The sequence below is a fragment of the Cupriavidus sp. P-10 genome, assembly GCF_003402535.2.
Lineage (GTDB): Bacteria > Pseudomonadota > Gammaproteobacteria > Burkholderiales > Burkholderiaceae > Cupriavidus.
In genome coordinates this window covers 315,190-337,536 of sequence record NZ_AP025171.1, presented here as the reverse complement: position 1 = coordinate 337,536, position 22,347 = coordinate 315,190, and the positions used below count along the sequence as shown (strand labels likewise).

Genomic DNA, 22,347 nt, shown 5'->3' with positions numbered 1-22,347 from the left:
CTGCTGTGTCCCGCGGGTAATCCCGGATAGGGGAACCAGGCCCGCGTTAGTATTCTAGTCCTCTAGAGGACATAAACGACAATCTAGCACGACTCCAGACCGACGGACAACCGATCGCAAACCACCGATGGCAGATAACGACCTGCTTCAGAAAATCACCAGCGCGGCCGGCCTGAGCCGATATGGCCAGATCGCCGCACAGCTCCAGGCGCGGATTATTTCCGGCGACTGGCCACCGGGCGAGGCGATCCCGGCCGAGGGCGCGCTGGCCAGGGAGTTCGGCATCGCGCTGGGAACGATCCGCCAGGCGATCGCCGTGCTGGTACAGGAAGGGCTGCTGGAACGCGTGCAGGGCCGGGGCACCTTTGTGCGCAAGGGACTGACCGGTGCCAGCCTGATGCGTTTCTTCCGCTTCGGCGGCGCTGACGGCGCGACCACGGTGCCGCGCTCGGAAATCCTGTCGTGCCGCGCCGTGCGCCTGGACAAGGCCATGGCGGAGCGCTTCGAACTGCCGTCCGGATCGCACGGCCTGGCGATCACGCGCCGCCGCTGGCTGGATGAGAAGCCGCGCCTGCTGGAATCGATCTGGCTGCCGCTGCCGCGCTGCGAAGCGCTGCAGCAGCTGCCGGTGTGGGAATGGGGCGACCTGCTGTATCCGCTGCTCGGCAGCCAGTGCGGCATCACCGTGCACCGCGCCGTCGACGAGGTCACCTTCCGCACGCTGGCGCATGACGAGGCCGAGTTGCTGGAACTGCCCGATGCGCACCCATGCGCGGTGGTGACCCGGCAAGCCTTCGACCTGCGCGGCACCTGCATCGAATACCGGCTGACTCGGGGCGATGCCTTCGCATTTCGCTATACCGCGGACATCCGCTAGCTGTTGGCTAGCTATCCGCTAGCCATCCGATACTCGATCCGCATCCGAGGAGACCGTTTCATGCATTCCACCAAGGCGATGGCCGCGGCCATTGGCGCCGCCGGCATCCTGCTGCAACTTGCGCCGGCGCAGGCCGCCGAGAGCGCGGCCACCTGGCCGTCGCGGCCCATCACCATCGTGGTCACGTATCCGCCGGGCGGCGGCGCCGACCTGATGGCACGGCTGATCGCGCCGGGACTCGGCCGTGAACTCGGCCAGTCGGTGGTGGTGGAGAACCGCCCCGGCGCCGGCGGCCAGATCGGCGCTGCCTATGTCGCCAAGGCGGCGCCGGACGGCTACACGGTGATGGTCGATGCCTCTTCCTACGCCGTGAATCCCAGCCTCTATGCCAGGCTGCCCTACGATCCGGCCAAGGCGTTCAAGCCCGTCGGCGTGCTGGCGCGCTATCCCAACGTGCTGGTTTCCACGGCCAGCTTCCCGGCCACCAGGGTCGCCGACGTGCTGACGATGGCGAAGCAGAAGCCTGGTTCGGTGGCATTTGCCTCCTCCGGCAATGGCTCGGCGCAGCACCTGGCCGGCGTGCTGTTCGAGCAGCGCGCGGGGGTGGACCTGCTGCACGTGCCGTACAAGGGCGGCGGTCCCGCCATGACAGACGTCATCGCCGGGCAGGTGCCGCTGTTCTTCGCCAACGTTGCATCGAGCCTGCAGCACATCAAGGCCGGCAAGCTCAAGCCGCTGGCGGTCACCAGCCACCAGCGCACCAGCGCGCTGCCGGGCGTGCCGACGATGCAGGAGGCCGGCGTGCCCGGCTATGAAGTCTATGAGTGGAACGCGGCCTTCCTGCCGGCGGCCACGCCCGAGCCGATCGTCGCAAAACTTGCCGAGGCTTTGCAGAAGGTCATGCACAGCCCCGAGACGCGGCAGCGCGTCACCGAACTGGGCGGCGAGGTGGTAGGCGCGCCGCCGGCACAGGCGCAGCAGTTCATCGACGGCCAGGCCCGGCTCTGGGCCAAGGTGATCAAGGACGGCAACGTCAAGCCCGAATGATCGCCGGCATCGCCAACCGCGCCGCAACGACCACGACAACGACGACTGGATACTCACGGAGACCCGCATGACCCGCATCAATCCCACCCGCCGCCAGTTGCTGCAAGCGACCGCGGCATTCGGCGCCAGCGCCCTCTTCCCCACGCTCGCCCGCGCCCAGGCATGGCCGTCCAAGCCGATCCGGCTGGTGGTGCCGTTCGCGCCGGGCGGCAGTTCGGAAATCGTCGCGCGCTCCACCGCGGCGGAACTGACCAAGCTGCTGGGCGTGTCGGTCTTCGTGGAAAACAAGCCGGGCGCCGCCGGCAATATCGCCATGGGCGAAGTGGCGCGCGCCGAAGACAACCACACGCTGATCCTGGGCCATATCGGCACGCTGGCGGTGAACCCGTTCATCTTCCCCAAGCTGCCCTACGACCCGATCAAGGATTTCCGCCCGATCTCGCTGCTGTCCAAGGTGCCGAGCCTGTACGTGGTGCATCCCGACGTGCCGGCGAAAAACCTGAAGGAATTCGTGGCGCTGGCCAAGAGCAAGCCTGGCAAGCTCAACTACGGCTCGGCCGGCAACGGCAGCGCCGGGCACCTGGCGTTCGAGTACCTGAAGGCGGCGACCGGCACCTTCATCACGCACGTGCCGTACCGGGGCAGCGGCCCGCAGATTACTGACCTGCTTTCCGGCCGGCTGGAAGCGGCGGCAGTGGGTGCGCCCGCGATCCTGCAGTTCATCAAGACCGGCAAGGTGCGCTGCATTGCCACCGGCACCACGCAGCGCATTCCGCAGCTGCCGGATGTGCCAACGGTGGCCGAGCAAGGCTATCCCGGCTTCGAGATGACGCAATGGTATGGGTTGCTCGCGCCCGCGACGCTGCCGCAGGCGGCCGCGGACAAGCTGGCGGATGCGACCATCAAGGCGGTCAAGGGTGCCAGCTCGGTCGAACGGCTGAGTGCGGATGCGGCCATCGTGGTTGGCAATACGCCGGCGGAATTTGCGCGGTTTATCGCGCAGGAGCAGCAGCGCTGGAAGCCGATCATCGCGCGGGCGCAGATCAAGCCGGATTGAGCTGGCTTCTGGGGAGGATGCTGTGTGTGCTCCCTCTCCCGCTTGCGCGAGAGGGGAGCAAACCACTCGCCTGTTGACAGCGTGTCGCCCTGACCCGCGCAATCACTCGATCGTCACCTTCCCGTCCTTCACCAGCTTCGCGAACTTCACCGTCTCATCCTGGATGCGGCGCGCGAATTCCTTCGGCGTGCTGGTCATCGGCTCGGCACCGATGGCCTGCATGCGCTGCTGGAAATCCGGCGACTTCACGATCTTGACGATCTCGGCGTTGAGGCGCGTCACGATCGGTTCCGGCGTGGCGACCGGCGCCATCACGCCAAACCACGTGCCGATGTCGAAGCCCTTCAGGCCGGCCTCTTCCAGCGTGGGCACGTCCGGCAGCACGGTCGAACGCTTCGCCGTGGTCACCGCCAGCGCGCGCAGCTTGCCCGACTTGATGTGCTGCAGCACCGGCGTCAGCGTGTCGAACGACATGGTCACCTGCCCGCCCAGCAGGTCGGTCGTCAGTGGCCCGCTGCCCTTGTAAGGCACGTGCAGCAGCGGCGCGCCGGTGGCGGCCTGGAACTGCGTGCCGATCAGGTGCTGCGCGGTGCCATTGCCATTGGAACCGTAGGCGAACTCGGGCGAGGCGCGCTTGGCCAGCGCCACCAGTTCGCTGACGTTCCTGGCCGGCGTCCTGGCCGCGTTGATCGCCAGCACATTGGGCACCATCGCCACCGGGGCCACCGGCGCGAGGTCTTTCTCGAAGCTGTAGGGCAGCTTCTTGTACACGCTGGTGGCGATGGTGTGGTGCACCGCGCCCATCAGCAGCGTGTAGCCGTCCGGCTTGTTCTTGGCGACATAGTCGGCGCCGACGGTGGCGCCGGCGCCGGGACGGTTCTCGACGATCACCGGCTGGCCGAGGCTCTTGGAGAGCTGGTCGCCCAGCGCGCGCGCGAGCACGTCGGTGGTGCCGCCCGAAGGGAACGGCACGACCAGGGTAATGGGCTTGGCTGGCCACGCTTGCGCCATGGCAGCACCGCTGAGGGCGAGGCCGGCAGCGGCCACGGTCAATGCCGAAACGCGGCGCAGAAAGTCGGTTGCACGCATGTCTTGTCTCCTGTCTGATGGTTTTCAGCAAGCCTTGCTGGCTTGTCTGTCGGTTGCCGGGCCGGTTGCTGGGCCCGGTTGCTGTCCGGCCACTAGCGCAGCTGGCGCAGCGCGCCCCTGCCGGCGAAGGCCGCGGCGCAGCCCAGTTCCGCTTCGATGCACAACAGCCGGTTGTACTTGGCCACGCGGTCGGAACGGCTCAGCGAGCCGGTCTTGATCTGCGTGGCCGCGGTGCATACGCTCAGGTCGGCGATAGTGGTGTCCTCGGTCTCGCCGGAGCGGTGCGAGATCACCGACGCATAGCCGGCACGCTCGGCCACGTCGATGGCCTGCAGCGTCTCGGTCAGCGTGCCGATCTGGTTGGGCTTGATCAGGATCGCGTTGGCCACGCCCTGCGCGATGCCTTCGGACAGGATCGCGGCGTTGGTGACGAACAGGTCGTCGCCGACCAGCTGCACCTGCGCACCCAGCCTTTCCGTCAGCAGGCGCCAGCCCTGCCAGTCCTGCTCGGCCATGCCGTCTTCGATGGTGACGATGGGGTACTGCCGCACCCAGCTGGCCAGCAGGTCGACAAAGCCTTCCGCGTCGTAGCTGCGGCCTTCCGACGCCAGCACGTAGCGGCCGTCGGCATGAAACTCCGAGCTGGCCACGTCCAGGCCCAGCGCGATATCGCGGCCGGCCTGGAAGCCGGCGGCTTCCACCGCTTGCAGGATCACTTCCAGCGCATGCTCGTTCGAGGCCAGGTCCGGGGCAAAGCCGCCCTCGTCACCGACCGCGGTGGAGAAGCCGCGCTCGCGCAGCACGCGCCTGAGCGTATGGAACACCTCGGCACCCCAGCGCAGCGCTTCGGCAAAGCTCGGCGCGCCCACGGGCAGGATCATGAACTCCTGCATGTCGACGCTGTTGTCGGCATGCGCGCCGCCGTTGATGATGTTCATCATCGGCAAGGGCAGGCGCGTCTCGGCGCGTCCCGCGCCCAGCGACCGGTACAGCGGAACGCCCGCCGAAGCCGCGGCCGCCCGCGCGGTGGCCAGCGAAACCGCGAGCAGCGCGTTGGCGCCCAGGCGCGACTTGTCGGCGGTGCCGTCCAGCCGGATCAGGCACGCATCCACTTCGGACTGATCGGCGGCTTCCATGCCGGCGAGCGTGCGGGCGATATCGACGTTGATATGCTGCACCGCCTTGCGCACGCCCTTGCCGAGATAGCGGCGCGGATCGCCGTCGCGCAACTCCAGCGCCTCGCGCGAGCCGGTCGAGGCGCCGGACGGCGCTGCAGCGAACCCTTCCGCGCCGTCGGCCAGCAGCACGCGCGCGGCCACGGTGGGATTGCCGCGCGAGTCGAGGATCTCGTAGCCGAGGATTTCCTTGATGACAGTCATGTGCCTTCCCCTTACTGGACCTGCGCGATGCGCAGCAGGTTGGTGGTGCCCGCGACGGTGAACGGCAGCCCCGCCGAGATCACGATCGACTGGCCGGCCTCGCCGAACTGCTCCTTGAGCACGGTGCGGCTGGCCACTTCGGTCATCTCCACCACGTCGACCACTTCATGGCAGAGCACCGCATGCACGCCCCACGCCAGCGCGAGCCGGCGCGCGGTGGCAAGCCGCGGCGTCATGCCGAGGATCGGCACCTCGGGCCGTTCGCGCGCCATGCGCAGCGCGGAATAGCCGGAGCTGGTATAGGCCACGGCCGCGGGCGCGCCCAGCACTCTGGCCACGTGCCGCACCGCATAGCCGATCGCATCGGCAGCGTCGGCGCGCGGTGCCGAATGCGAGGCCTGGATGGCTTCGTGGTAGTGCGGGTCGGATTCGGTGCGGGTGATGATGCTGTCCATCATCCGCACTGCTTCGAGCGGATAGCGGCCCGACGCCGATTCCGCCGACAGCATCACCGCGTCGGCGCCGTCATAGATGGCGGTGGCGACGTCGGATGCCTCGGCGCGCGTCGGCACCGGTGCGGCCACCATCGACTCCAGCATCTGCGTGGCCACGATCACCGGTTTGCCCGCCTTGCGGCAGGCGCGCACGATGCGCTTTTGCAGCGACGGCACCTGCTCCGCGGGCATTTCCACGCCGAGGTCGCCGCGCGCCACCATGACCGCGTCGGAGGCTTCGACGATCGCCTCCAGGCTCTGGATCGCGGCCGGCTTCTCCAGCTTGGCGACGATGCCGGCGCGGCCGTTGACGATCTGGCGGATCTCCTCGATATCCTCGGCGCGCTGCACGAACGACAGCGCCACCCAGTCCACGCCCAGCGACAGCCCGAAATCCAGGTCGGCGCGGTCCTTCCCGGTCATGGCCGACAGCGGCAGCACCACGCCCGGCACGTTGACGCCCTTGCGGTCGGACAGCGTGCCGCCGTTGACGACGATGGTCTCGGCATAATCGGCGCCGCAGCGCTCCACGCGCAGGCGCACCCGGCCATCGTCGACCAGCAGTTCGGCACCGGGCTGCAGTGCCGCGAAGATTTCCGGATGCGGCAGGCTCACGCGCTCCGCGGTGCCCGGCACGGCCGCATCCAGATCGAGCCGCAACGGTGCCTGCGCTGCCACTTGCACCGGGCCATCGGCGAAGGTGCCGATGCGCAGCTTGGGGCCCTGCAGGTCGAGCAGCACGCCGATCGGGCGGCCGCGCTCCTGCTCGATCGCGCGGATGGCGTGCAGGCGCTGCTTGTGGTCTTCATGCGAGCCATGGCTGAAGTTGAGCCGGAACACATCGGCTCCCGCATCGAACAACTGGCCGATGATGGCCGGGTCCGAACTGGCGGGCCCAAGCGTGGCCACGATCTTTGCGTTGCGAAGGCGTCTCATGTGTTGGCTCCGGAAGCGCGCGTCAGCAAGATCGCGCGAAAGTCATTGACATTGGTCAGCGTGGGGCCGGTCACGACCGCGTCCCCCAGCGCCTCGAAAAATCCGTGGCCGTCGTTGGCGGCCAGCGCGTCCTGCGGGTTCAGGCCGGCGCGCCAGGCGCGGTCCAGCGTGTCGGGGCCGATCATCGCGCCGGCGATCTCTTCCTGCCCGTCGACGCCGTCGGTGTCGCCGGCGATGGCATGGACGCCAGCCTCGCCGCGCAGGGCCAGTGCCAGCGACAGCAGGAACTCGACATTGCGTCCGCCGCGGCCGCTGCCGCGCACGGTGACGGTGGTCTCGCCACCGGACAGCAGCACGCACGGCGCGGCAAAGGGCTGGCCGTGTCTAGCCGCTGCCAGCGCGATGCCGCCCAGCACCTTGCCGACATCGCGGGCCTCGCCTTCGATGGCGTCGCCGAGCACATGCACCGCATAGCCGGCGTCGCGGCCCACTTGCGCGGCGGCCTCCAGCGCCAGCCGCGGCGTGGCGATCCACTCGGTGCGGATGCGCGGCAGGCGCGGGTCGCCGGGCTTGAGCGTCTCGGCCGCATCGGACTGCAGCGCGGCCAGCACATGGGCGGGCAGGTCGATGGCGTAGCGCCTGACGATCGCCAGCGCATCGGCGCACGTGGTCGGGTCGGGAACGGTCGGGCCGGAGGCGACGTCGATGGCATCGTCGCCCGGCACATCGGAAATCAGCAGGTTCAGCACCTGCGCCGGATAGCACGCGGCGGCCAGCCTGCCGCCCTTGACCGCGGACAGGTGGCGGCGCACGCAGTTCATCTCGGAGATGGTCGCGCCCGACTTGAGCAGCGCGCGGTTCACCTGCTGCTTGTCGTCGAGCGTGATGCCGGCCAGCGGCAACGGCAGCAGCGACGAGCCGCCGCCGGAGATCAGGCAGATCACCAGGTCGTCCTCGTTAAGGCCGGACACGAGTTCAAGCATGCGGCGCGAGGCGGCCAGCCCGGCATCGTCCGGCACCGGGTGCGCGGCTTCGGCGATCTCGATACGCGAGCAAGGCACCGCGTAGCCGTAGCGCGTCACTACCAGTCCCTCTAACGCGCCAGGCCACGCGGCTTCCAGCGCGGCGGCCATGGCCGCCGAGGCCTTGCCCGCACCGATGACGATGGTGCGGCCGCGCGGCGGCGCGGGCAGGTGACGCGCCAGCGTGCGGGCCGGCTGCGCCGCGGCAATGGCCGCGTCGAACATGCGCCGCAGCAGTTGGTTGGGATCGGTCGATGGCATGGTCACGGTGCGCCCCTCAGTGCATCAGCGAAGCGTGCGCGTCGCCAACGCGGGCCAGGCTCGACGCAGCGGGCGCGCCGTCCGTGGCTGCTGCCGTGGCAACTTGCGCCTCGGCGTCGTCATCGAGCTTGCCGTCCAGCGCATCTGCCAGCTGCTGCCGGTCGACCGCGCCGACCCAGCGGGCGATGGCAAGCGTGCCGACCGCATTGCCGATGGTATTGGTGATGGCGCGCGCTTCCGACATGAAGCGGTCCACGCCGAGCAGCAGCACCATGCCGGCCACCGGGATCTTGCCCATCGAGGCCAGCGTCGCCGCCAGCGTGATAAAGCCCGAACCGGTCACGCCCGCCGAGCCCTTGGAGGTCAACAGCAGCACGCCCAGCACCACCAGCTGGTCGGTCATGGTCAGCGGCGTGTTGGTCGCCTGCGCCACGAAGATCGCGGCCATGGTGTAGTAGATGCACTGGCCATCGGGGTTGAAGGTCAGGCCGGACGGCACCACCAGGCCAACCACGGGCTTGGATACGCCGGCGTTTTCCAGCTTGCGCATCAGCTGCGGCACCACCGATTCCGACGAACTCGTGCCGAGCACCGTGAACAGCTCGTCGCGGATGTATTTCAGGAACTTCCACAGGCTGAAGCCCGAGACCCTGGCTACCCCGCCCAGCACGATCACCACGAACAGGAAGCACGTGATGTACATGGTGCCCATCAGCTTGCCCAGCGACACCACCGAGCCCAGCCCGTACTTGCCCACGGTAAAGGCCATCGCGCCGAACGCGGCAATCGGCGCCAGGCGCATGATCATGCCGACCACCGTGAAGATGCCGTGCGTAAAGGAATCCAGGAAGTCCACCACCGGCTTGGCGCGCGCGCCGATATGCGACAGCGCGATGCCGAACAGCGTGGCGAACACCAGGATCTGTAGGATGTCGTTCTTGGCGAGCGCATCGATGATGCTGGTGGGCACCAGGTTCATCAGGAAATCGATGAACGAGTGCGGCTTCTCTGCAGCATGCGTGTAGCTGGCGATGGCCTTGGTGTCCAGGTGCGCGGGATCGACGTTCATCCCCTGCCCCGGCTGGACCAGGTTGACGACCAGCAGCCCCAGCGCCAGCGCGAAGGTCGACAGCACTTCAAAATAGATCAGGGCCCGCACGCCGACGCGCCCGAGCTCCTTCATGTTCTCCATGCGCGCGATGCCGAGCACCACGGTCGCGAAGATGATCGGCGCGAACACCATCTTGATGAGCTTGATGAACACGTCACCAAGCGGCTTGAGGTCGCTGCCGATGTCGGGCGCCCACACGCCCAGCGCAATGCCGGCGCTGACGCCTAGCAATACCTGGACGTAGAGCTTGCCTAGGAGCTTCTGAATCATGGCTGTCTCCTGCTGATTCGGTGATTCGCTGTTTTGTCAGGCAAAGCACTCCCGGGGCAGCTCTGGGTGGCTGCTTGTCAGGCCCGGGAGTTGGTGCGGGCAAGGAAGCCCGCTGGATCTGGCCCGGCTCAGGCCGGGCGCTTCGTGCCGCGGTGCGTCCGCTCAGGCTGCCTTGGCTTGCTTGCCGGACAGCAGTTCGCACACGGCTTGCGTCACCTGTGCGGTGGTGGCCTTGCCACCCAGATCGCCGGTATGCAGCGCGGGATTGGCGGTAACAGCCTCGACCGCCTGCATCACGCGTTGCGCCGCGGCGTGCTCGCCCAGGTGCTCCAGCAGCATGACCACCGACCAGAACGTGCCGACCGGGTTGGCCAGGCCCTTGCCCATGATGTCGAAGGCCGAACCATGGATCGGCTCGAACATCGACGGATAGCGGCGTTCCGGGTCGATGTTGCCGGTCGGGGCGATGCCCAGGCTGCCGGCCAGCGCCGCGGCCAGGTCGCTGAGGATGTCGGCGTGCAGGTTGGTGGCGACGATGGTGTCGAGCGACTTCGGGCGGTTGACCATGCGCGCGGTGGCGGCATCGACCAGTTCCTTGTCCCAGGTAACGTCCGGGAATTCCTTGGCCACCTGCACCGCGACCTCGTCCCACATCACCATGGCGTGGCGCTGTGCGTTGGACTTGGTGATCACCGTCAGCTGCTTGCGCGGACGCGATTGCGCCAGCTTGAAGGCGAAGCGCAGGATGCGTTCGACGCCGACGCGGGTCATCATGCTGACATCGGTGGCCGCCTCGATCGGATGGCCCTGGTGCACGCGGCCGCCCACGCCCGAGTATTCGCCTTCGGAGTTCTCGCGCACGATCACCCAGTTCAGGTCTTCCGGCGCGCAGCGCTTGAGCGGCGCGTCGATGCCCGGCAGGATGCGGGTCGGGCGCACGTTGGCGTACTGGTCGAAGCCCTGGCAGATCTTCAGGCGCAGGCCCCACAGCGTGATGTGATCGGGGATATGCGGGTCGCCGGCCGAGCCGAACAGGATCGCATCCTTGTCGCGCAGCGCGTCCAGGCCGTCGGCGGGCATCATCACGCCGTGCTGGCGGTAGTAGTCGCCGCCCCAGTCAAAGTCTTCGAACTCGAAGCGGAAATCGGTGCCGGCGGCGGCCAGCGCTTCCATCACCTGGCGGCCTGCGGGTACCACTTCCTTGCCAATGCCGTCTCCGGGGATGGTCGCGATGCGGTAGGTCTTCATGTCTTGTCTCCTGGTCAGAATCCGTGGGTGTCTATCGGGTTGCGCGATTGCGTGGAACGGATTCTGGGCCGTGGACAAGGTTTTGGATCGCTTGTAGAGTTAAACCATTCTTAACTTGAAATTAAAGGTGCCATGGCATCGTCCGCAGGCGTCCAGCCGTCAGAACTGGGCTTTTTCACGTCGGTGGCCACGGCCGGCAGCCTGAGCGCGGCCGCGCGCGACCTTGGCATCACAACCGCGGCGGTCAGCAAGCGGCTGGCGCAGATGGAGGCGCGCATCGGCATGCCGCTGGTGACGCGCACCACCCGGCGCATGAGCCTGACCCCCGAGGGCGAGGTCTACCTGGAGCACGCGCGCCGCATCCTGAGCGAGATCGAAGACCTGGACCAGCTGCTGACGCGCTCCAAGGGCAGGCCCAGCGGCTTGCTGCGCGTCAATGCCACGCTGGGGTTCGGCCGCATGCATGTGGCGCCGGTGATTTCCGAGTACGTCGCGGCCTATCCGGAAGTCGACGTGCAGCTGCAGCTGTCGGCCGACCCGCCGCCGCTGAATGAAGACGCCTTCGACGTCTGCATCCGCTTCGGCCAGCCGCCCGATGCACGCATCGTGGCGCGCAAGCTGGCACCCAACCGGCGCTTGCTATGCGCGTCGCCCAAGTACCTGCGCGACCATGGCATCCCCAACACGCCAGCCGACCTGCGCCGGCACAACTGCATCGGCATCCGGCAAGGCAGCGACGCCTACGGCGTATGGCGCCTGACCGCCGGCAAGGGCGCCAAGGCGCGTACCGAAACCGTGCGCGTGCGCGGCAACCTGACCACCAACGATGGCGAGATCGCCGTTAACTGGGCGCTGGAAGGCCACGGCATCCTGATGCGGGCGGAATGGGATATCGAACGCTTCTTGCGCAGCGGCCGGCTGGTTCAGGTGCTGCCGCAGTACGCCACGCCGGAGGCCGACATCTACGCGGTCTATCACCAGCGGCACCAGCTGTCGTCGCGGATCCGGCTGTTCGTGGAGTTCATGGCCGCGAAATTCAGTGAGTTCGGGGAGCGTGGGAACGTGCCGCCATGACTGTCGCTGCATGCAGCATTTACAACCCGGCAGAGCGTGGCGTGCCGGAATCAAGGCCTGCGTAGCTGGTGCGTTTCCTGCATGGCGCTGTTCTCCCACGTACCGTTATCCAAACCGACAGGAGGCCACCATGAGCATTTTCAAGGACATCCTCAACAAGCTGCTGGGCAGAGCCAAGCCTGCTGCCACGACCTCTGGCACCGCCACCGGTACGCCAACCTCCGCGGGCGCGGCACCCTCGCCGGCAAGCCCGTCTCCCGCAGGCGGAGCCGCACCCGCGGCCAGCGCTGGCCAGACCGCTGCCAAACCCGCGCCACTGTCCGGCGTGGACGTCGAATCGATCATGGACAACCTGGTCAAGGAGAGCGGGCAGACGCTGAACTGGCGCACGTCCATCGTCGATACGATGAAGGCGCTGGGCATCGACAGCAGCCTGGAGCACCGCAAGGAACTGGCGCGCGAGCTGCACTACAGCGGCGACACGAACGACTCCGCCGCGATGAACATCTGGCTGCACAAGCGGCTGATGCAGGAGCTTGCCGCCAACGGCGGCAAGCTGCCGGCGGATTTATCGTAGGAATCCGCGAGAAGGGTCGGCGGCTGGCTCAGCCGCCGATGCCGGCCCAGCGCAGGTGCTTGTCCCAGTCGGCGTCACTGATCACGCCGGACACGCCCTGCCGCTGGCCGTCGGCGCGATAGAAATAAGTGCGCGGCATCTCGCCCATCCAGTCGGGATCGACCGCGTAGCGCAGCCGTTCCTGCGGCTCGTTGCCGAACATCCACGCGTTGCGCGTCAGGTTGACGCGCTTGAGCAGCTGCTGCACCTGCGGCAGCGCGTCGGGCCGGTCCATGGCCAGCGTGACCACGCGCAGGCCGCGATGCCTGGCCTGCAGCTTGCCGATGGCTTCGAAATTGCGCTTGCAGTAGACGCAGTCGAGCGACCACACCACCAGCACGAAGGGCTTGCCCTGCTGGCTGGCACCGAGCTGCGCCGCGCTGGCGGATTCAAAGACCGATACGCGCTCAGCGGCCTGCGACATGCCGGCGACGCCGAGCGCGAGCGCCGCGCCCGCCAGCGCGGCGACGAGTTTGCGATGGAACGTCATGCGCCCTCCTGCGCCAGCGGAAAGACCTGGAAGCCTTCGGCCTCGGTGCGCCAAAGCACGTAGGCGCGGCCACCGTGCTGAAGCAGGTGCGGCTGGTCCGAATCGCGTGCGGTGCCGGCGACTTGCCGCGTCTGCCAGGTCTTGCCGCCGTCCTGCGACAGCATCGCCGACAACCGCGTCTGCCGGCCGTCGAACGATTTCCATGCCACCACGATCTGCTGGTCGTCGAGCGCGACGATATCGGCATGCTGCGCGCGCGGGTCATCCAGCGGACGCTGCGCCTGCAGCTTGCCGTCCTTGAAGCGGCCGACCGATACCGTCGGCTTGCCTGCCTTCACGTTGAACCACACCATATGCAGCGTGCCGTCCGGCGTCACCGCGGCGCCCGGGCCCTGGTGCGGGCAGGCGTCGATGCGCCAGTCATCGAAGGTAGCGCGCTGCATCGGCGTGGGCGTGCCGTCGGCGCCCAGCAGCGCCACCGCGTGGTCGCGCGCGTTGGGCGGGAACACATGGCGCCACAGCGCCAGCATCTTGCCGTCCGGCGTCGGCGCCAGCGCGATGCGGCAGCATTCGCAAGACTGGTCGGCGATCTTGTAGTCGCCCTGGAAGCTCTTGCCCTGGTCGGCCGAGACCGCGTAGTAGATCGCGGCGCCGGCATAGGGCTGCTTGCGCGCCTCGGCGGCGACCACGTCGCGCTTGTCGATCCAGCTGACGAAGACGCGGCCGGCCGGGTCCACCGCGACCGCGTCGAAGCGGTGCGCGATCTGGTCGCGGTTGGCATGCACCGTCACTGGCGCGGCAAACGTCTTGCCGCCGTCGGTGGAGCGCGCGAAGCGGATAAAGCCGGTCCACGGCTTGGGCAGCGGCTGGGTCCAGGTGATATAGATCTCGCCGTCGCGCCCCGCTGCTACCTTGGGCCGGCTGTCATGGTCGGCCGCGACCGGCTCGGGCACGCTGTTGACGTGCTGCGCCGGCCCGAAGCTGCGGCCCCGGTCGGTCGACGCGCGCACCGCCACGTGCTGGCCGTCCTTGTAGGCGATCCACAGGCGGCCATCGCGATCGAAGGCGGCGCCGGTGCCAAGTTCGCTCATTGCCTTCGGCGCCGGGCTTTGCGCACCGTGGCCGGCGTGGCCGCCATGAGACTGCGCCATCGCGGCGAACGCCATGCAGGCGATCACGCCGGCGGCAAGGAATCGGAAGCTGCGGTGCAGGCGCTGCATGGGCAGGGTCGGGGTCGGGCTGGTCACGGCACTCAGAAGGAAAGCTTGGCCTCGGCGTAGAACGTCCGGCCCGGGTACGGGTGGTAGACGAAATAACGCTGGTCGGTCAGGTTGTCGATGCCAAGCCCGAGACGCACGTTCTTGGCGGGCTTGTACGTCACCTTGACGTCGAAGGTCAGGAAACTGCTGGTGCCGCCGAAGGTGTCGGGATTGACGTCGCTGTTGTCGAGCGTATTGTACTGCCGCCCCGAATAGGTCATTGCCAGCGTGCCCGCCCATGCCGGCGTGAAGCGGTAAGTGCCGACCAGGTTCGCGCGCCACTGCGGGATGCGATAGAAATACTTGCCCACCGATGCCGGGTTGTTGGCGTTCTCCAGCGTCTTGGAGTGGTTGTACGCGCCGCTGGCCGACAGGTCGAAGCCACTGAACAGCACGTCGCGCCCGTCGTAGGCCAGTTCGATGCCGCGCGTGCGCACGCGATCCACGTTCTGGAAGCTGGTGACCGTGGGGAACACCGTGGTGTTGGTCTGGCTGACCAGCGCATCGCGGATGTCGTCCTCGTACACCGACACGCGGAAGTACGAACGGTCGACCGTGCGCTCGAAGGTCAGGTCCTTCGAGAACGAGCGTTCCGGCTTCAGGTTGGGATCGTTGTTGATCAGCGAGGTGCCGGTGATACGGCCCTGGAACAGCTCGGCGACGGTCGGGTAGCGGTAGGCCTGGCCGAGCGACAGCCGGCCCAGCCAGTCCTGGCCGATGGCTTTTTCCAGCGCCAGCTTGGGCGACCAGTTGGACTCGCTGCGCACCGGGTATGCGACATTCACGCCCGGCTGGCTGCGGCTGCCGTCATAGGCGCGCCAGTGTTCCCAGCGCACGCCCGGGATCAGCTTCCAGTCCTCGGCGAAGTACCACGCGTCCTGCGCATACAGCGCCTGCGTCTCGGTCTTGCCGGCAAAGGCGTTGTTGAAGGCGGAGATGGTGCCTGCCTGCCAGTCCGAGGTGTTGTAGGTGGTGTTGCTGAGCCGGTAGTTGTCGTAGTGGTAGCCGAAGGTGACCCAGTGGCCGCCCTTGAGCTGCTGCGGGCGGTAGTCGGCCTTCAGGTCGAGCGTGCGCCAGCCGGTGCCGTCGCCATAGGTCACCGTGCCCGGGCCATTGCCCGCAGTACTGGCGGTGCGGCTGATGTCCTTGCTGACGTCGAACAATGACGCCACGCCGGAGAAGTTCCACCCGGTCTCGTTGCGCGTGCGCAGCGACAGGCCATACAGCCAGCGCGCGTCTTCGCCGTTGCTCGGCGCAAACGCGTTGGCGGGGATCACGTAGCGGAAGCCGCCGATATTGACCGGGCCGCTCGACACCACGTTGCCGTTGGCATCGCGCAGGTAGCTGGCGGTGGTGCTGGAGCGGTCCTGCTGCCAGTAGGCGGCAGTAAACTGCGCCTGCAACGTATTGGTGATGTCGTAGCCGAGCTTGACCTTGAGCTGGTCCTGCACGGTATGCGTGACGCCCTCGCTGTTGACGCCCATCACGGTGCGATCGGCGCCGGTCTGGTCCTGGTCGAAATAGGCGCCGGTGACCGGCTTGTCGGCCGAGCTGGCGCGCACGTTCGAACGCGCCGCGGTATAGAAGCTCAGCGGCTGGCTCTTGCTGTCCTGCCGATCGACGCTGACCAGCCACGAAAACGGTCCGACGCGGTCGCCTACGTAGGCGTTGGCGTGCACGCCGTTGAAATTGTCGTGCGTGCCATACAGGTTGAAGCGCTGCGTGAACAGCTGCACGCTGGCATCGCCTTCGAACTTCTCCGGCGTGCGCGTGCTGATCAGCACGGTCGCGCCCAGCGAGTTGCCGGGGTACAGCGCCGAATACGGGCCATACAGCACGTCTACGCGCTCGATCTCGGCGGCATTGACCAGCGACCAGCGCGGCGGGAAGGTGAAATCGGAGCCCAGCAGGTTGGACAGCAGCAGGCCGTCGGCATAGACCAGCCCGCGCGCCGACTGGCGCGAGCTGGTGCTGCGCACCGAGATGATCGAATTCATATCGCCGATGAAGCGCTTGCGCACGGCGAGGTTGGGCGCGTACTTGAGCGCGTCTTCGGTGTTGACGACGTTGAAGTCCGCCATGCGCGCGGCGCTGATGCCGTAGGCGGGCGATGGCGTATTGGGCGGCGTGGCGGGCGTTTCGCCGCGCTCGGTCCTGGCCGAGACCACGACTTCCTGCAACGGTTGCGGCGCGCTGACGGGTCCATCCGCCTGCGCGCCGGCGATGCCGGGGCCCATCAGCGCGGCCGAAGCGGCCAGCGCAATCCGATTTCTTGTCACTGAAATACCTTTTCTGTTCTTCTGGCTCGCCCGACCGGTGCGCCGTATCCGGCTCGTGGTACGGCGCACTTCCTCCGCGTAGCGAGTGCTGACATTCTAGGTGGCGGGATGGATTGCCGCAGTGCGACATAGCGCCGCGCCAGAACGGAAGTGACTCGACCGCCCATGCGGGGGCATCAAGTTCTATACGCGTTTACCCGCATACCCACATGCGGCCTTTGTCTCTAGATTTGCCCGGATTGGCGTTCGCGCCAACGTGATGCTGGGAGAGACTGATCCGGCGGCAGCCGCCGCGGACAGCGCCGAAGGAGCAACCGCCCCGGAAACTCTCAGGCAAAAGGACCGGTATCACGCGTCACAGCACTCTGAAGAATGCCGCCATCGTCAGCCGGCATACCGAAGGAGCAAGCGGCCCTCGCCACCGGTACTACCGGCACCCCGGTGACTGTCGTGAATCTCTCAGGTCAGGAACAGAGGGGGCGTCCGCTACGCATGTCGCGTACGGGCTCCAATCCCGACGTTTCTGGACTGCCAGATCATGAAGACAATCGCCGTCATCGGCGGTGGCATCACCGGTGTCACCACGGCCTACGCGCTCGCCCGGCGCGGATTCTCCGTCACCCTGTTCGAGCGGCACCGCTACGCCGCGATGGAAACCTCGTTCGCCAACGGCGGACAGCTGTCCGCCTCCAACGCCGAGGTCTGGACGCACTGGTCCACCATCATCAAGGGCCTGAAGTGGATGCTGCGCAGCGATGCGCCGCTGCTGGTGAACCCGCGCCCGAACTGGCACAAGCTGAGCTGGTTCGCCGGGTTCATTGCCTCGATCCCGCACTACCGACGCAACACCATCGAGACCGCGCGCCTGGCCATCGCGGCGCGCGAGCACCTGTTCGCGTGGGCGGCGCAGGAAGGCATCGACTTTGACCACAAGCGCGAAGGCATCCTGCATATCTACCGCGACAAGGCCGGTTTCGAGCATGCGGGCCGCGTCTCGGCGCTGCTGGCACAGGGCGGGCTGGAGCGCCGGGCGGTGACGCCGGCGGAAATGCGCGCGATCGAGCCGACGCTGGCCGGCACGTACTACGGCGGTTATTTCACCGAAAGCGATTCGACCGGCGATATCCACAAGTTCACCAGCGGCCTGGCCGCCGCCATCGAACGCATGGGCGTGCGCTGCCGCTACGGCGAGGACGTGCGCAATGTCACCACCGATGGCCGCAGCGCCCGCGTCACGGTTCAGGAAGGCGCGGAAAGCACCACCTCGACCTTCGATGGCGCGGTGATCTGCGCCGGTACCGTGAGCCGCGCGCTGGCCGCCGGGCTGGGCGACCGCGTCAACATCTATCCGGTCAAGGGCTATTCCATCACCGTCAACCTGGACGACGCCGCCAGCCGCGCCGCGGCGCCAACCGTCAGCCTGCTCGACGACGAGACCAAGCTGGTCACCAGCCGCCTCGGCGACGACCGCTTCCGCGTGGCCGGCACCGCTGAGTTCAACGGCTTCAACCGCGACATCCGCGCCGACCGCATCCGGCCGCTGGTGGAATGGGTGCAGCAGTGCTTCCCGGGCGTCAGCACGCGCAGCGTGGTGCCATGGGCGGGGCTGCGGCCGATGCTGCCCGACATGCTGCCGCGCGTGGGCCGCGGGCGGGCGCGCTGCATCTTCTACAACACCGGGCACGGGCACCTTGGCTGGACGTTGTCAGCGGTGACGGCGGATATGGTGGCCGGGGTGGTGGCGCAGGCGCTGCTTGAGCCGAAGATGCCGGGCGTGGGTTCGCTGGCAATTGCCAAGGCTTGAGATCGCGTGTTAAGCGCGTCGCTATTGCCAGCGCCGGCCCTCTCCCCCAGCCCCTCTCCCGCGAGCGGGAGAGGGGCCGGGAGAGGGAGAAAACCATCGCGGGCGAAGGCGTTCGAGCTTGCTACTACCCTCCGCATACGCTCCCCTCGCCTGCGGGAGAGGGGTGGGGGAGAGGGCGTAAGCCTTCACGGAGTGAAGCGCCACCGCCCGCCGTGAACTACTCAGGCCGGCGCAAACACCGGCACTGGCGCGCCGTCCACGCTGGGCGCGAACTTGACCTTCACCTTCTGCCCGATGCGGACCTCATCGAGATCGCAATCGACGATATGGGTCATCATGGTCACGCCCTCGTCGAGCTTCACATAGGCAATGCAGAACGGCTGCGGGCCAGCCTTGCGCGTGACGCTGTACGAGTAGATGGTGCCACGGCCGCTGGCGGTCTTCCAGACCGTATCGCCCATGCAGAACGGGCACAGCGTGCGCGGATACCAGTGCGTCTTGCCGCACGACTGGCAGTGCTTGACCAGCAGGCGGCCTTCGCGCGCGGCCTGCCAGAACTCGACGTTGTCGGGCTGTTCGTCCGGGGCCTTGTAGGCCATGGGAGTGTGTGGGGTCGTCATGTCAGTTGCTCCGGCGATCGTTCATTATTCGCGCTCGAGGATCAGGGTGGCGCTGCCGTGGCGCGAGCCCAGGTAGCCGCCGGTGCCTTGCGCCAGCGCCAGGTCGCAGTTCTTCACCTGCACCGCCGGATGCGCTTCGCCGCGCAACTGGCGCACCGCCTCGATCACCTTGGTGATGCCGCCGCGGTTGGCCGGGTGGTTGTTGCACAGGCCGCCGCCATCGGTATTGAACGGCAGCTTGCCGACGCCCGAGATCAGGTTGCCGTCGGCCACGAACTTGCCGCCCTCGCCCTTCTTGCAGAAGCCCAGGTCTTCCAGCTGCATCAGCACGGTGATGGTGAAGCTGTCGTAGATCGAGGCGTACTTGATGTCGGCCGGGGTCACGCCGGCTTCCGCGAATGCGGCCGCGCCGGAGAACTTCGCACCCGACCAGCTCAGGTCGACCTCGCCGCCCAGCTGGCCCTTGACGTATTCGCCGGCGCCGACGATCTTCACCTTCGGACGCTTGAGCGTCGCCGCGATCTCGGGCCGCGCCACGATCAGCGCGCCGCCGCCGTCCGACACCACGCAGCAGTCGAGCTTGTGCAGCGGGTCGGCGATCATCGGCGAGTTCAGCACGTCCTCCACCGTCACGACATCGCGCAGCATCGCATGCGGGTTGTACTGCGCGTGGTGCGACGCCGCCACCTTGACCCATGCCAGTTGCTCGGGCGTGGTGCCGTACTCGTACATATGGCGCATCGCGACCATCGCGTACAAGTTGACGGTGACGGGATTGAACGGCGCCTCGAACGGCGCGTCCGGCAGGTTGGCGCCCCAGTTGCGCGCCTGCGTGCCGGTCGAGCCTTCCGAGCGCGGCCGGCCGGCCAGCGTGATCAGCGCCACATTGCATTTGCCGGCTGCAATGGCCTGCGCCGCGTGCGAGACATGCACCAGGTAAGCAGAACCACCGGTGTCGGTGGAATCCACATGGCGCACCTTCAGGCCGAGGTAGTCGATCATGTTGGTGGCGCCCAGCCCCGGCGCATCGCCGGCGCAGAAATAGCCGTCCACGTCCGACAGCGACAGGCCGGCATCGGCCAGCGCGCCGCGCGCGGATTCCGCGTGCAGCTGCGCCACCGACTTGTCCGGCGCCTTGCGGGTCGGGTGCTCGTAGGCCCCGACGATATATGCCTTGCCTTTGATGCTCATGGGAGTCTCGTCTTGCTTGGGATTGATATTGGGTAAATTCAGAAGCGCATCTGCACCAGCCAGATCGCCACCATGGCCGGCCGCTCGCTGCCTTCGACCTGCATCTCTACTTTCCAGTGACAGCGCACTTCGCCGGGGCGGACATCGTCGAGCTGCTGCAGCGTGAACGCGCCGCGCACGCGCGCGCCGGCCGGCACCGGGCCGGTGAAGCGCAGCCGGTCGAAGCCATAGTTCAGCGCCAGCTTGCGGCCCGGGAAGGCAAAGCACTGCCCGAACGCCGCCGACACCATCGACAGGATCAGGAAGGCGTGCGCAACCGTGCAGCCGTACGGCGAATCCGCCGCGGCGCGCTCGGGGTCCACGTAGATCCACTGCCGGTCATGGGTCAGCTCGGCAAAGGTATCGATGGCGCCCTGCCCGATGGGGAAATACTCGCTCACCACGGCCGGCGCGGCGCAAAGCGCACGCAGGTCGTCGAGCGATGCAATGCTGTGCATGAGGCTCCTGTCGGTCCGGGTCTCGCTGGATGCGATCGGCGCGATCGACCCAAGCGGGCGGCTGTCTCCGTTTCGTTCTTGCTGCCGAATCTTGCTGCCGATCTTGCTGCCATAGCGCGGCTTGCGATTGAGTGTAGCGACGCCGCCGAAGCAGCGTCCAATATCGTTTCCCGCGCGATCGATAAGCAGCGTTTATCGACCCCCCCGGCGCGCGCGGTTGCCCGGCGGGCGCGGGGCGCACTAAGATGTGGCTCCCGCACCCCCGCTGACCCCATGGAACTGCGCCGCATCCGGCACTTCGTCGTGCTGGCCGAGACCCTTAATTTCCGCCGCGCGGCAGAACGCCTGCATATCGCCCAGCCCGCGCTGACAGTCTCGATCCAGAAGCTCGAGTCGGAACTCGACGCCACCCTGTTCGTGCGCGAGCCGCGCGGCGTCACGCTGACCGAGACCGGCCGCGCCGCGCTGGCCGAGGCCCGGCGCATCCTGTTCCATGCCGGCCAGTTCAGCGAACTGGTGCAGTCGGCCAGCAGTGGCATGGCCGGCACCTTGCGCGTCGGCTTTGTCGGCACCACTACGTCGCACCTGCTGCCGCGGCTGGTGACGCGCTTTCGCAATGAATACCCCGGCGTCGAGCTGGTGCTGCGCGAAGCCACCTCGACCCGCATCATGCAGTGGCTGGAGGACGAGGCCCTGGACGTGGGCCTGGTGCGCACGCCGTTGCTGACGCCGGGCAACACTGCGCTGGCGCTGCTGGAGCGCGACCGCTTTGTCGCCGCCCTGCCGCGCAGCCATCCGCTGGCGGGCAAGCCGTCACTGACGCTGGCCGACCTGGCGCAGGAGCGCTTTGTCATGTACGAGCAGGGCGAAGCCTCCGGCCTGCGCAGCGCCGCGCTGTCGGCATGCCAGATGGCGGGCTTCCAGCCGCGCGTCACGCAAGAGGCCACGCAGGTACAGACCGTGCTGGCGCTGGTGGAAAGCGGGCTGGGCGTGGCGCTGGTGCCGTCGATCATGCAGCGCTTCGCCAACGACCGCATGGTGATCCGCGACCTGGCCGGCTACCCGGATGGCGCCAGCATCGGACTCGCCCTCACCTGGCTGCCGGCGCACGACAGCCCGGTGGTACGGCATTTCCGTGAGGTGGCGTTGTCGGAGTTCGCGGTGGATGGCGCGGACGAGGGGCGTGACGCGCGCTAGCCTGCAGGCTACTCGCCCTCTTCTTCCGCCACGCTCAACGTCAATCCCCCCGCCGGCAGCGGCAGCGCCGTCCGGTACCGCACCTGCTTCAGCGCGAAGCTCGACCGGATATTGGACACGCCCGGGATCTTGGTCAGCTGCTCCAGGATAAAGCGCTCCAGGCTCTGCATGCTGGGCACGACCACGCGCAGCAGGTAGTCAGCGTCGCCGGTCATCAGGTAGCACTCCATCACCTCGGGTCGCTTGTCGATGGCCGCCTCGAAGCGGCGCAGCGCGTCTTCCACCTGCTTTTCCAGGCTGACCTGGATAAAGACGTTGATGCGCAGGCCCAGCGCCTCGGCATTCAGCAGCGTGACCTGCTGCTTGATCAGTCCCATTTTCTCCAGCGCCTTGACGCGGTTGAAGCAGGGCGTCGGCGACAGGTTCACGGCGCGCGCCAGCTCCGCATTGGTGATGCGGGCGTTCTGCTGCAGCTGGTTGAGGATGGCGATATCGATGCGATCGAGCCTGAGTGACGTTTCGTTCATGA

Annotated in this window: 20 protein-coding genes and 2 riboswitches; of the genes, 7 read left to right on the top strand and 13 right to left on the bottom strand. The window is 67.5% G+C overall.

Annotated features, from left to right (window positions below):
* Positions 1 to 127 precede the first annotated feature (127 nt).
* The 3 genes from CTP10_RS18685 (at position 128) to CTP10_RS18675 (ending at position 2,981) form a co-directional block, all read left to right on the top strand.
* Positions 128 to 877 (top strand): GntR family transcriptional regulator, encoded by a 750-nt coding sequence (locus CTP10_RS18685; protein ID WP_116318800.1) that lies wholly within the window; start codon positions 128 to 130, stop codon positions 875 to 877.
* Between the two features lie 60 nt (positions 878 to 937).
* Positions 938 to 1,924, top strand: a complete 987-nt coding sequence (locus CTP10_RS18680) for a tripartite tricarboxylate transporter substrate binding protein (protein ID WP_116318801.1) — start codon at positions 938 to 940, stop codon at positions 1,922 to 1,924.
* 67 nt (positions 1,925 to 1,991) lie between these two features.
* A complete protein-coding gene (locus CTP10_RS18675; RefSeq protein ID WP_116318802.1) occupies positions 1,992 to 2,981 on the top strand; it encodes a Bug family tripartite tricarboxylate transporter substrate binding protein in 990 nt (329 codons plus the stop codon).
* A 102-nt stretch (positions 2,982 to 3,083) separates the two neighbouring features.
* Here CTP10_RS18675 and CTP10_RS18670 read toward each other — a convergent pair whose 3' ends face one another.
* The 6 genes from CTP10_RS18670 to CTP10_RS18645 all read right to left on the bottom strand — a co-directional run bounded on the left by CTP10_RS18670 (position 3,084) and on the right by CTP10_RS18645 (position 10,791).
* Entirely contained in the window at positions 3,084 to 4,070 is a 987-nt protein-coding gene (locus CTP10_RS18670) for a Bug family tripartite tricarboxylate transporter substrate binding protein (protein WP_116318803.1), read from the bottom strand.
* A gap of 92 nt (positions 4,071 to 4,162) precedes the next feature.
* Positions 4,163 to 5,449, bottom strand: a complete 1,287-nt coding sequence (gene eno, locus CTP10_RS18665; protein ID WP_116318804.1) for a phosphopyruvate hydratase — start codon at positions 5,447 to 5,449, stop codon at positions 4,163 to 4,165.
* An 11-nt stretch (positions 5,450 to 5,460) separates the two neighbouring features.
* On the bottom strand, positions 5,461 to 6,879 hold the full coding sequence (pyk, locus tag CTP10_RS18660; RefSeq protein WP_116318805.1) for a pyruvate kinase: 1,419 nt from the start codon (positions 6,877 to 6,879) through the stop codon (positions 5,461 to 5,463).
* Positions 6,876 to 8,162 (bottom strand): glycerate kinase type-2 family protein, encoded by a 1,287-nt coding sequence (locus tag CTP10_RS18655; RefSeq protein WP_233528083.1) that lies wholly within the window; start codon positions 8,160 to 8,162, stop codon positions 6,876 to 6,878. The genes pyk and CTP10_RS18655 overlap by 4 nt, the downstream gene beginning before the upstream one ends.
* A gap of 16 nt (positions 8,163 to 8,178) precedes the next feature.
* On the bottom strand, positions 8,179 to 9,543 hold the full coding sequence (locus CTP10_RS18650) for a dicarboxylate/amino acid:cation symporter (RefSeq protein ID WP_116318806.1): 1,365 nt from the start codon (positions 9,541 to 9,543) through the stop codon (positions 8,179 to 8,181).
* A gap of 162 nt (positions 9,544 to 9,705) precedes the next feature.
* Positions 9,706 to 10,791, bottom strand: coding sequence for a tartrate dehydrogenase (locus CTP10_RS18645; RefSeq protein ID WP_116318807.1), 1,086 nt, complete (start codon positions 10,789 to 10,791; stop codon positions 9,706 to 9,708).
* Positions 10,792 to 10,923: 132 nt separating this feature from the next.
* On the opposite strand from CTP10_RS18645, the gene CTP10_RS18640 reads away from it, so the two are divergent.
* Together CTP10_RS18640 and CTP10_RS18635 are read left to right on the top strand one after the other, a co-directional pair.
* Positions 10,924 to 11,865, top strand: coding sequence for a LysR family transcriptional regulator (locus CTP10_RS18640; RefSeq protein ID WP_116318808.1), 942 nt, complete (start codon positions 10,924 to 10,926; stop codon positions 11,863 to 11,865).
* Positions 11,866 to 11,995: 130 nt separating this feature from the next.
* Positions 11,996 to 12,442 carry a DUF3597 domain-containing protein gene (locus CTP10_RS18635; protein ID WP_116318809.1) on the top strand — a complete coding sequence of 149 codons (447 nt, stop codon included), beginning with the start codon at positions 11,996 to 11,998 and terminating at the stop codon, positions 12,440 to 12,442.
* A 28-nt stretch (positions 12,443 to 12,470) separates the two neighbouring features.
* Here CTP10_RS18635 and CTP10_RS18630 read toward each other — a convergent pair whose 3' ends face one another.
* The 3 genes from CTP10_RS18630 to CTP10_RS18620 are packed head-to-tail and all read right to left on the bottom strand — an operon-like array spanning position 12,471 to position 16,509.
* On the bottom strand, positions 12,471 to 12,971 hold the full coding sequence (locus tag CTP10_RS18630) for a TlpA family protein disulfide reductase (RefSeq protein WP_116318810.1): 501 nt from the start codon (positions 12,969 to 12,971) through the stop codon (positions 12,471 to 12,473).
* Complete coding sequence (locus tag CTP10_RS18625) at positions 12,968 to 14,218, bottom strand: sialidase family protein (RefSeq protein ID WP_442875235.1); 1,251 nt, start codon at positions 14,216 to 14,218, stop codon at positions 12,968 to 12,970. The genes CTP10_RS18630 and CTP10_RS18625 overlap by 4 nt, the downstream gene beginning before the upstream one ends.
* A gap of 5 nt (positions 14,219 to 14,223) precedes the next feature.
* Positions 14,224 to 16,509, bottom strand: coding sequence for a TonB-dependent receptor (locus CTP10_RS18620; protein ID WP_116318812.1), 2,286 nt, complete (start codon positions 16,507 to 16,509; stop codon positions 14,224 to 14,226).
* 253 nt (positions 16,510 to 16,762) lie between these two features.
* Positions 16,763 to 16,864: riboswitch (glycine riboswitch) on the top strand.
* Positions 16,865 to 16,993: riboswitch (glycine riboswitch) on the top strand. It begins immediately after the preceding riboswitch.
* Between the two features lie 54 nt (positions 16,994 to 17,047).
* Here CTP10_RS18620 and CTP10_RS18615 point away from each other — a divergent pair.
* Positions 17,048 to 18,313, top strand: coding sequence for a D-amino acid dehydrogenase (locus CTP10_RS18615; protein ID WP_116318813.1), 1,266 nt, complete (start codon positions 17,048 to 17,050; stop codon positions 18,311 to 18,313).
* Positions 18,314 to 18,534: 221 nt separating this feature from the next.
* Here the strand turns inward: CTP10_RS18615 and CTP10_RS18610 are convergent, their stop codons facing one another.
* The 3 genes from CTP10_RS18610 to CTP10_RS18600 are packed head-to-tail and all read right to left on the bottom strand — an operon-like array spanning position 18,535 to position 20,621.
* On the bottom strand, positions 18,535 to 18,933 hold the full coding sequence (locus CTP10_RS18610) for a Zn-ribbon domain-containing OB-fold protein (protein ID WP_116318814.1): 399 nt from the start codon (positions 18,931 to 18,933) through the stop codon (positions 18,535 to 18,537).
* Between the two features lie 24 nt (positions 18,934 to 18,957).
* The gene (locus tag CTP10_RS18605) at positions 18,958 to 20,124 is read right to left on the bottom strand and encodes a thiolase domain-containing protein (protein WP_116318815.1); all 1,167 of its coding nucleotides are present in this window, start codon (positions 20,122 to 20,124) and stop codon (positions 18,958 to 18,960) included.
* A 38-nt stretch (positions 20,125 to 20,162) separates the two neighbouring features.
* Complete coding sequence (locus tag CTP10_RS18600) at positions 20,163 to 20,621, bottom strand: MaoC family dehydratase (RefSeq protein WP_116318816.1); 459 nt, start codon at positions 20,619 to 20,621, stop codon at positions 20,163 to 20,165.
* Positions 20,622 to 20,894: 273 nt separating this feature from the next.
* On the opposite strand from CTP10_RS18600, the gene CTP10_RS18595 reads away from it, so the two are divergent.
* A complete protein-coding gene (locus tag CTP10_RS18595; RefSeq protein ID WP_116318817.1) occupies positions 20,895 to 21,818 on the top strand; it encodes a LysR family transcriptional regulator in 924 nt (307 codons plus the stop codon).
* A gap of 8 nt (positions 21,819 to 21,826) precedes the next feature.
* Here CTP10_RS18595 and CTP10_RS18590 read toward each other — a convergent pair whose 3' ends face one another.
* Positions 21,827 to 22,345, bottom strand: coding sequence for an Lrp/AsnC family transcriptional regulator (locus CTP10_RS18590; protein WP_116318818.1), 519 nt, complete (start codon positions 22,343 to 22,345; stop codon positions 21,827 to 21,829).
* Between the last annotated feature and the right edge of the window lie 2 nt (positions 22,346 to 22,347).

Coding starts and splice junctions, on each gene's coding strand:
- CTP10_RS18685 (WP_116318800.1), top strand. CDS start 128: ATGGCAGATAACGACCTGCTTCAGAAAATCACCAGCGCGGCCGGCCTG.
- CTP10_RS18680 (WP_116318801.1), top strand. CDS start 938: ATGCATTCCACCAAGGCGATGGCCGCGGCCATTGGCGCCGCCGGCATC.
- CTP10_RS18675 (WP_116318802.1), top strand. CDS start 1,992: ATGACCCGCATCAATCCCACCCGCCGCCAGTTGCTGCAAGCGACCGCG.
- CTP10_RS18670 (WP_116318803.1), bottom strand. CDS start 4,070: ATGCGTGCAACCGACTTTCTGCGCCGCGTTTCGGCATTGACCGTGGCC.
- eno (WP_116318804.1), bottom strand. CDS start 5,449: ATGACTGTCATCAAGGAAATCCTCGGCTACGAGATCCTCGACTCGCGC.
- pyk (WP_116318805.1), bottom strand. CDS start 6,879: ATGAGACGCCTTCGCAACGCAAAGATCGTGGCCACGCTTGGGCCCGCC.
- CTP10_RS18655 (WP_233528083.1), bottom strand. CDS start 8,162: ATGCCATCGACCGATCCCAACCAACTGCTGCGGCGCATGTTCGACGCG.
- CTP10_RS18650 (WP_116318806.1), bottom strand. CDS start 9,543: ATGATTCAGAAGCTCCTAGGCAAGCTCTACGTCCAGGTATTGCTAGGC.
- CTP10_RS18645 (WP_116318807.1), bottom strand. CDS start 10,791: ATGAAGACCTACCGCATCGCGACCATCCCCGGAGACGGCATTGGCAAG.
- CTP10_RS18640 (WP_116318808.1), top strand. CDS start 10,924: ATGGCATCGTCCGCAGGCGTCCAGCCGTCAGAACTGGGCTTTTTCACG.
- CTP10_RS18635 (WP_116318809.1), top strand. CDS start 11,996: ATGAGCATTTTCAAGGACATCCTCAACAAGCTGCTGGGCAGAGCCAAG.
- CTP10_RS18630 (WP_116318810.1), bottom strand. CDS start 12,971: ATGACGTTCCATCGCAAACTCGTCGCCGCGCTGGCGGGCGCGGCGCTC.
- CTP10_RS18615 (WP_116318813.1), top strand. CDS start 17,048: ATGAAGACAATCGCCGTCATCGGCGGTGGCATCACCGGTGTCACCACG.
- CTP10_RS18610 (WP_116318814.1), bottom strand. CDS start 18,933: ATGACGACCCCACACACTCCCATGGCCTACAAGGCCCCGGACGAACAG.
- CTP10_RS18605 (WP_116318815.1), bottom strand. CDS start 20,124: ATGAGCATCAAAGGCAAGGCATATATCGTCGGGGCCTACGAGCACCCG.
- CTP10_RS18600 (WP_116318816.1), bottom strand. CDS start 20,621: ATGCACAGCATTGCATCGCTCGACGACCTGCGTGCGCTTTGCGCCGCG.
- CTP10_RS18595 (WP_116318817.1), top strand. CDS start 20,895: ATGGAACTGCGCCGCATCCGGCACTTCGTCGTGCTGGCCGAGACCCTT.
- CTP10_RS18590 (WP_116318818.1), bottom strand. CDS start 22,345: ATGAACGAAACGTCACTCAGGCTCGATCGCATCGATATCGCCATCCTC.